The following is a 6,029-nucleotide window of genomic DNA, read 5'->3' on the forward strand; positions in this document are numbered from 1 at the left end:
GCTTAGGCCTGATCTTTGTCTTTCTGCTTGGCAGCATCGCCACTCTGACTAGCCGCTTCGTTCAGCTGTTTCGGGGGAAACTCGGCATCTTTCTGCTCGGCCTTGGCATCGGCCGGATCGTCGGAAAGTGCTTTCTTGAACCCTTTGACCGCGGCCCCCAGATCACCGCCAATCCCGCGCAGTTTCTTGGTACCAAACAGCAGCACGACGATGACTGCGATGATCAACAATTGCCAAATACTGATACCACCCATGACTTTCTCTCCAGAGCAGGCGCCTGATGGCGCGGTTTTTGTTTAATTGGAACGGGTTCGCAACCAGCCAACCAGCCAGCAGAGGGCTGCTCCGGCGAGACTGATTTGTCCCCACTCAATATGTTGTTTTTGGGTCAGCAAGAATACACCCGCCAATAGCAGGCTGGCTCCAACCCCTAAGAGGTAGCGGGCCTGCCCTTGGCGACGACTGTGACGACTGAACTCGGCAAACATCTGGTCGAAGTGACGCTGCTGATGACGGGTCTGGCGCAGGGTCTCATAGACCAGCTCAGGCAATTCAGGCAGCTTCTCCGCCCAGAACGGCGCCTTCTCCTTGATGGCGTTCCACACCGCTTTCGGCCCGACCTGCTCATGCATCCAGTTTTCCAGATAGGGCTTGGCGGTCTGCCACAAATCGAGCTGCGGGTAGAGCTGACGCCCCAACCCTTCCACATAGAGCAATGTCTTCTGCAGCAACACCAGCTGCGGCTGCACCGTCATATGGAAGCGGCGGGCAGTGTTAAACAGGTTGAGCAGCACGTGACCGAACGAAATTTCGGACAGTGGCTTCTCGAAGATGGGCTCCAGCACGGTACGGATGGCGAACTCGAACTCGTCCACCTTGGTGTCTGCCGGTACCCAGCCCGACTCCACATGCAGCTCCGCCACCCGACGATAGTCGCGATTGAAAAAGGCGAGGAAGTTCTCCGCCAGATAGCGCTTGTCTTCCCGATTGAGGGTGCCGACGATGCCGCAGTCGATACCGATCCAGAGCGGATTTTCCGGATGTTCAAAGGAGACGAAAATATTGCCCGGGTGCATGTCGGCGTGAAAGAAGCTGTCGCGGAACACCTGGGTGAAGAACACCTCCACCCCGCGCTCGGCCAGCAGCTTCATGTTGGTGCCGTTGGCTTCCAGCGCCTCAATATCGGAGACCGGAATGCCATAGATGCGCTCCATCACCAGCACCTGCTCGCGGCAGAGATCGGTGATGATTTCAGGCACATAGAGCGCCTCGGAGCCGGTGAAGTTGCGGCGCAGCTGGATAGCGTTGGCCGCTTCGCGCATCAGGTTGAGCTCGTCGAGGATGGTCTTGCGATACTCCTCCACCACCTCGATGGGACGCAGCCGCGCGCTCTGGGGCGCGAAACGGGCCACCAGACGGGCCAGCGCCTGCATCAGCCGCAAGTCGGCTTCGATGACCGGCTCGATGTCGGGGCGGATCACCTTGATGACGATCTCGCGGCCACTCTCCTTCAGGCGAGCGGTGTGCACCTGGGCGATGGAGGCCGACGCCAGTGGCGTCTCGTCGAAGTCGTCAAACAGGGTCTCGATGGGGCAACCCAGGCTCAGCTCGATCTGCTGGCGCGCCGCCTGACCACAGAAGGGGGGCACCCTGTCCTGCAGCAGGGCCAGCTCTTCGGCGATATCCGGCGGCAACAGGTCGCGGCGGGTCGAGAGCATCTGGCCGAACTTGATGAAGATGGGGCCAAGGGCCTCGAAGGCGAGACGGATGCGGGCACCGCGGCTGAGATCCGGTTGCTTGTTTTTGAGCCAGAACAGGGAGCGACGGGCCAGACGACCCGGCCAGGGTTGATAGCGGGCGGGCACCAGTTCGTCGATGCCCTGCTCCAGCAGGATGGTGATGATGCGATAGAGGCGTTTGAACTCCTTCGGGGTCATCAGGTCACCTGCTGTTCGAAGCGGGCCAGCCGCAGTTCAACGGCCTTGAGCTGCTGGGCCAGCACCTCGACGTCATCGTTAAAACTCGCCACTTCCAGCGGGCCGGGTGCGAGGCGGGCCTCTTCGGTCAGATATTCCGCCAGCTGGCTGCGGGTGCGACACAGCTCGCGGCCGACCAGACGGCGCGCCTGACGGGCACCACTGAACAGGGTGTGGGCCAGCACGTCGCCGGTATAGCGCGACAACTCCTCCTCCCAGTCGATATCCAGCTCGCCCAACAGCACGCTGAATGCCTGTACCAGCTGGGGATCGCCGCTCAGATCCAGCTTCTCCTCGCGGATATAGCGGGTCAGGGCGGACGAGTCTTTCAGCAGACCGAGGGCGGTCAGCGACAGACTGAGCACCGCATCGGCCTCCCCTTCATGCTGGGCCAGCACATCCAGTCGACGCTCGGAGAAGACAAACCAGAGCGGCTTGAGTTCACGCAGCTCCAGCTTGAGCACCTTGCCCACCAGTTTGCGCAGCCGCTCCGGGCTCTGTTTGTCCAGCGCCAACAACTGGTTGAGGCTGGTTTCGATCACCGCGGTGACCATGGCATCCAGTTGTATCGGGATTGGCATAGGCAACCTTAAAACTTGTAACCGCGGTGCAGGGCGACCACACCCTGAGTCAGATTGAAGTACTCCACCTGTTCGAAACCGACATTTTCCATCATGCCTGCCAGGGTCTGCTGATCCGGGTGCATGCGGATGGATTCCGCCAGATACTTGTAGCTTTCGCCGTCGTTAGCCACCAGTTCGCCCATTTTAGGCAACAATTTGAAGGAGTAGAGGTCATACAGCTTGGCGATAACCTCGCTGGCCGGCTTGGAGAACTCCAGCACCAGCAGACGGCCACCCGGCTTGAGCACCCGGAACATGGAGGCGAGCGCCTTGTCCTTGTCGGTGACGTTGCGCAGGCCAAAGCCGATGGTGATGAGGTCGAAGTGGTTATCCGGGAAGGGCAGTGCCTCGGCGTTGGCCTGTACGTAGGAGACGTTGTTGGCGACCCCCAGATTGCGCAGCTTGTCGCGGCCCACTTTCAGCATGGAGTCGTTGATATCCGCCAACACCACCTGACCGCTCTCGCCGACGATGCGGGAGAACTTGGCGGTCAGATCGCCGGTGCCACCGGCCAGATCCAGCACCTTCTGGCCCTTGCGTACCCCGGAGCAGTCGATGGTGAAGCGCTTCCACAGGCGGTGGATGCCGAACGACATCAGATCGTTCATCAGATCGTACTTGGCTGCCACCGAATGGAAGACACCTGCTACCAGAGTTTCCTTCTCGGTCGCGGCCACGGTTTTAAAGCCAAAATGCGTTGTCGTTGCTTGTTCTGACATCCCTTAAACACCCATAGAGCAAAGAATGGTCGCCAGTTTACCAGAGCCACTGGCGTGCGGACACCTTAAACCCGGCTCGCAACCAACTGCATGCCCAGCACAACCATGGCCAGACAGAGGAAGAGATTGAGCGCCATGTTGAGCAGTGCTTTCAGATAAGCTCCGTGTTGAGCCAGCACTACTGTATCGAGGGCAAAGGAAGAGAAGGTGGTCAAGGCACCGAGGATCCCCACCATCAACAGCGGCTTCATCGGGTGCTCCACAATATGACCGTGGCTGATGAGGGCATAAGCTACCCCCATGATGAAGGAGCCCACCACATTGACCACCAGAGTCCCGTAAGGGAAGTGGCGGCCCAGCAGCAAAGCCATCAATTCGGCAATTCCAAAACGAAGGGAGGCACCAATAGCCCCCCCTGCTGCAACGTAGAACCAGGTTTGCATGGCGTTACTCCCTCAGGGTCAGGCCGCCATTATGTCCCACTGACGGCCCTTGTGCCCAGAGGCGGAACTCATCGCCCGCGATCCTGATTGAATAATCAGCGGCGAAAATCGATCGGCTCGGGCTGACCCAGCACGATTTCGGTCTGGGCCGGGCGGGTCTGGGCGATCACCTTGCCGTGACGGATTGAATAGCGCACCGGCACCTGACGGCGCACCGCATCAAAACCGCTATCAGCGGGCAAGATCAGCAGGTTGGCCGGTTTGCCCACCTCGATACCGTAGCGATCCTGCACGTTCAGGGTGCGGGCGCTGTGGCTGCTGATCAGCTTCAGACCATCGTTGATCTGCTCATACCCCATGATCTGGCAGACATGCAGCCCCATGTGCAGCACCTGCAACATGTTGGCGGTGCCCATGGGATACCAGGGATCGAACACGTCGTCGTGACCGAAGCAGACGTTGATGTTGGCCTCCAGCATCTCCTTCACCCGGGTGATACCGCGGCGCTTGGGATAGGTGTCGAAGCGCCCCTGCAGGTGAATGTTCACCAGCGGATTGGCCACGAAGTTGATGTCCGCCATCTTGAGCAACCGGAACAGGCGGGAAGCATAAGCCCCGTTGTAGGAGTGCATGGCGGTGGTGTGGCTGGCGGTGACTCTATGGCCGATACCCCGCTCGTAGGCCAGGGTCGCCAGCGTCTCGATAAAACGGGACTGCTCGTCATCGATCTCGTCGCAGTGCACATCGACCAGAACCTGATACTTCTCGGCAAGATCGAAGATGTAGTGCAGACTTTCGACCCCATATTCCCGAGTAAACTCGAAGTGGGGGATCGCGCCGATCACGTCGGCCCCCAGCTTGAGCGCCTCCTCCAGCAACGCTTTACCATTCGGGTAGGAGAGGAGCCCCTCCTGCGGGAAGGCGACAATTTGCAGCTCCACCCACTCCTTCATCTCCTCCCGCACTTCCAGCATCGCCTTCAGAGCCACCAGATTGGGGTCGGAGACATCGACGTGAGTACGCACAAACTGGATGCCGTTGGCGATCTGCCACTTCAGAGTCTGAATGGCGCGCAGTTTCACATCCTCATGAGTCAGCAGCGCCTTGCGCTCGGCCCAGCGCTCGATCCCCTCGAACAGGGTGCCGGAGAGATTCCAGCTCGGCTCGCCCGCCGTCTGGGTGGTATCGAGGTGAATGTGGGGTTCGATAAAGGGAGCGATGGCCAGACCGCCCTCCCCGTCCAGCACCCGACCGGCCACGGCATGTTCGTCATGGGGCTCGATGGCGGTGATGACCCCATCCTGACAACGGATCTGCCACAACCCTTCCCGATCGGCAAAACGAATATGTTGAATCAGCATTTGCTAGCTTCCTGCACCAGAGTCGGCCGCTGGGTGAGGCGAGCCAGAATGAAATAGGTGAAGGCGGCGCCCACTACCGCGTTGAGTGGCACTATGCCAGGCAGCCATTTTCCGACAACCACCCCGACTGCCGTGGCGACTATCACCTACCAGCATACCGCCGGTCCACATGCTGGCAGAGAAGAAAGTCAGGCCGAGCAGCATCAGCGACAGCCGACTTTGGTGCGCCTTGGTGGGAACAGCCCCCCAACAGCACTCATTATCCTGTGCCATATCTTCTCTCCATGAAATAGGCAAAACGCGGCGGACCCTCAATGTAAAACGTTTTGCACCCATCACACCATGATGATTTTCGCGAAATCAATGGGTTTTGTGGTCAAACGAACCACAAAAAGGGAGAGCTATGGAGAAGTATGAAACCCTATGAAATGGGGATTAGCAGAGAATATGGTGATTTTTTGCCGAAAGGCAAATGCAAAAAAGCCTCCCTTTTCAGGGAGGCTTTTGCTTTCATGGTGCTGATACCCAGAGTCGAACTGGGGACCTCATCCTTACCAAGGATGCGCTCTACCAACTGAGCCATATCAGCACACTAACCGGTAAAGAACACACTGTGTGCGTTATCTAAATATTTTGTCCAACACAACCTTACGTCGTATCGCGACCAACCACATCGCTGTAGTTGCTTAATTAAAGCCTGGCAGTGTCCTACTCTCGCATGGCGAATGCCACACTACCATCGGCGCTACCGCGTTTCACTTCTGAGTTCGGCATGGGATCAGGTGGTTCCACGGCGCTATGGCCGCCAGGCAAATAACTTCAATCTGAGAAAGCTGACGTGAATAACGATGTTGCTCGTGGCTTCATCGCTATCACTGAATTAGTTAGTAGTTCACTTGGTATCTGT

The 6,029-nt window shown here is 58.4% G+C and carries 7 protein-coding genes, 1 tRNA gene and 1 rRNA gene; all 9 read right to left on the reverse strand.

Annotated elements, in window-relative coordinates:
• Positions 1 to 2: 2 nt before the first annotated feature.
• The 9 genes from tatA to rrf all read right to left on the reverse strand — a co-directional run bounded on the left by tatA (position 3) and on the right by rrf (position 5,932).
• Entirely contained in the window at positions 3 to 254 is a 252-nt protein-coding gene (gene tatA, locus CF137_RS17655; RefSeq protein WP_042021132.1) for a Sec-independent protein translocase subunit TatA, read from the reverse strand.
• A gap of 42 nt (positions 255 to 296) precedes the next feature.
• Entirely contained in the window at positions 297 to 1,937 is a 1,641-nt protein-coding gene (gene ubiB / locus CF137_RS17660) for a ubiquinone biosynthesis regulatory protein kinase UbiB (RefSeq protein WP_139720702.1), read from the reverse strand.
• Positions 1,937 to 2,545, reverse strand: a complete 609-nt coding sequence (locus CF137_RS17665) for a ubiquinone biosynthesis accessory factor UbiJ (protein WP_139720713.1) — start codon at positions 2,543 to 2,545, stop codon at positions 1,937 to 1,939. The genes ubiB and CF137_RS17665 overlap by 1 nt, the downstream gene beginning before the upstream one ends.
• A 20-nt stretch (positions 2,546 to 2,565) precedes the next feature.
• Positions 2,566 to 3,318 (reverse strand): bifunctional demethylmenaquinone methyltransferase/2-methoxy-6-polyprenyl-1,4-benzoquinol methylase UbiE, encoded by a 753-nt coding sequence (gene ubiE / locus CF137_RS17670; protein ID WP_139720704.1) that lies wholly within the window; start codon positions 3,316 to 3,318, stop codon positions 2,566 to 2,568.
• A 65-nt stretch (positions 3,319 to 3,383) separates the two neighbouring features.
• Positions 3,384 to 3,761, reverse strand: a complete 378-nt coding sequence (gene crcB / locus CF137_RS17675) for a fluoride efflux transporter CrcB (protein ID WP_101345866.1) — start codon at positions 3,759 to 3,761, stop codon at positions 3,384 to 3,386.
• 95 nt (positions 3,762 to 3,856) lie between these two features.
• A complete protein-coding gene (locus CF137_RS17680; protein ID WP_139720706.1) occupies positions 3,857 to 5,122 on the reverse strand; it encodes a cytosine deaminase in 1,266 nt (421 codons plus the stop codon).
• The gene (locus tag CF137_RS17685; RefSeq protein WP_240038567.1) at positions 5,116 to 5,268 is read right to left on the reverse strand and encodes a hypothetical protein; all 153 of its coding nucleotides are present in this window, start codon (positions 5,266 to 5,268) and stop codon (positions 5,116 to 5,118) included. Before CF137_RS17685 ends, CF137_RS17680 begins: the two co-directional genes overlap by 7 nt.
• A gap of 367 nt (positions 5,269 to 5,635) precedes the next feature.
• Positions 5,636 to 5,711 (reverse strand) — tRNA-Thr (locus CF137_RS17690).
• A 106-nt stretch (positions 5,712 to 5,817) separates the two neighbouring features.
• A 5S ribosomal RNA gene (gene rrf / locus CF137_RS17695) occupies positions 5,818 to 5,932 on the reverse strand.
• Positions 5,933 to 6,029 lie beyond the last annotated feature (97 nt).

Origin of the sequence: Aeromonas sobria, from assembly GCF_006243315.1 — a bacterium.
Lineage (GTDB): Bacteria > Pseudomonadota > Gammaproteobacteria > Enterobacterales > Aeromonadaceae > Aeromonas > Aeromonas sobria_A.

What these genes read in the sequence shown, in the direction of transcription:
- tatA (WP_042021132.1), bottom strand. Translation starts at nt 254, where the DNA reads ATGGGTGGTATCAGTATTTGGCAATTGTTGATCATCGCAGTCATCGTC.
- ubiE (WP_139720704.1), bottom strand. Translation starts at nt 3,318, where the DNA reads ATGTCAGAACAAGCAACGACAACGCATTTTGGCTTTAAAACCGTGGCC.
- crcB (WP_101345866.1), bottom strand. Translation starts at nt 3,761, where the DNA reads ATGCAAACCTGGTTCTACGTTGCAGCAGGGGGGGCTATTGGTGCCTCC.
- ubiB (WP_139720702.1), bottom strand. Translation starts at nt 1,937, where the DNA reads ATGACCCCGAAGGAGTTCAAACGCCTCTATCGCATCATCACCATCCTG.
- CF137_RS17680 (WP_139720706.1), bottom strand. Translation starts at nt 5,122, where the DNA reads ATGCTGATTCAACATATTCGTTTTGCCGATCGGGAAGGGTTGTGGCAG.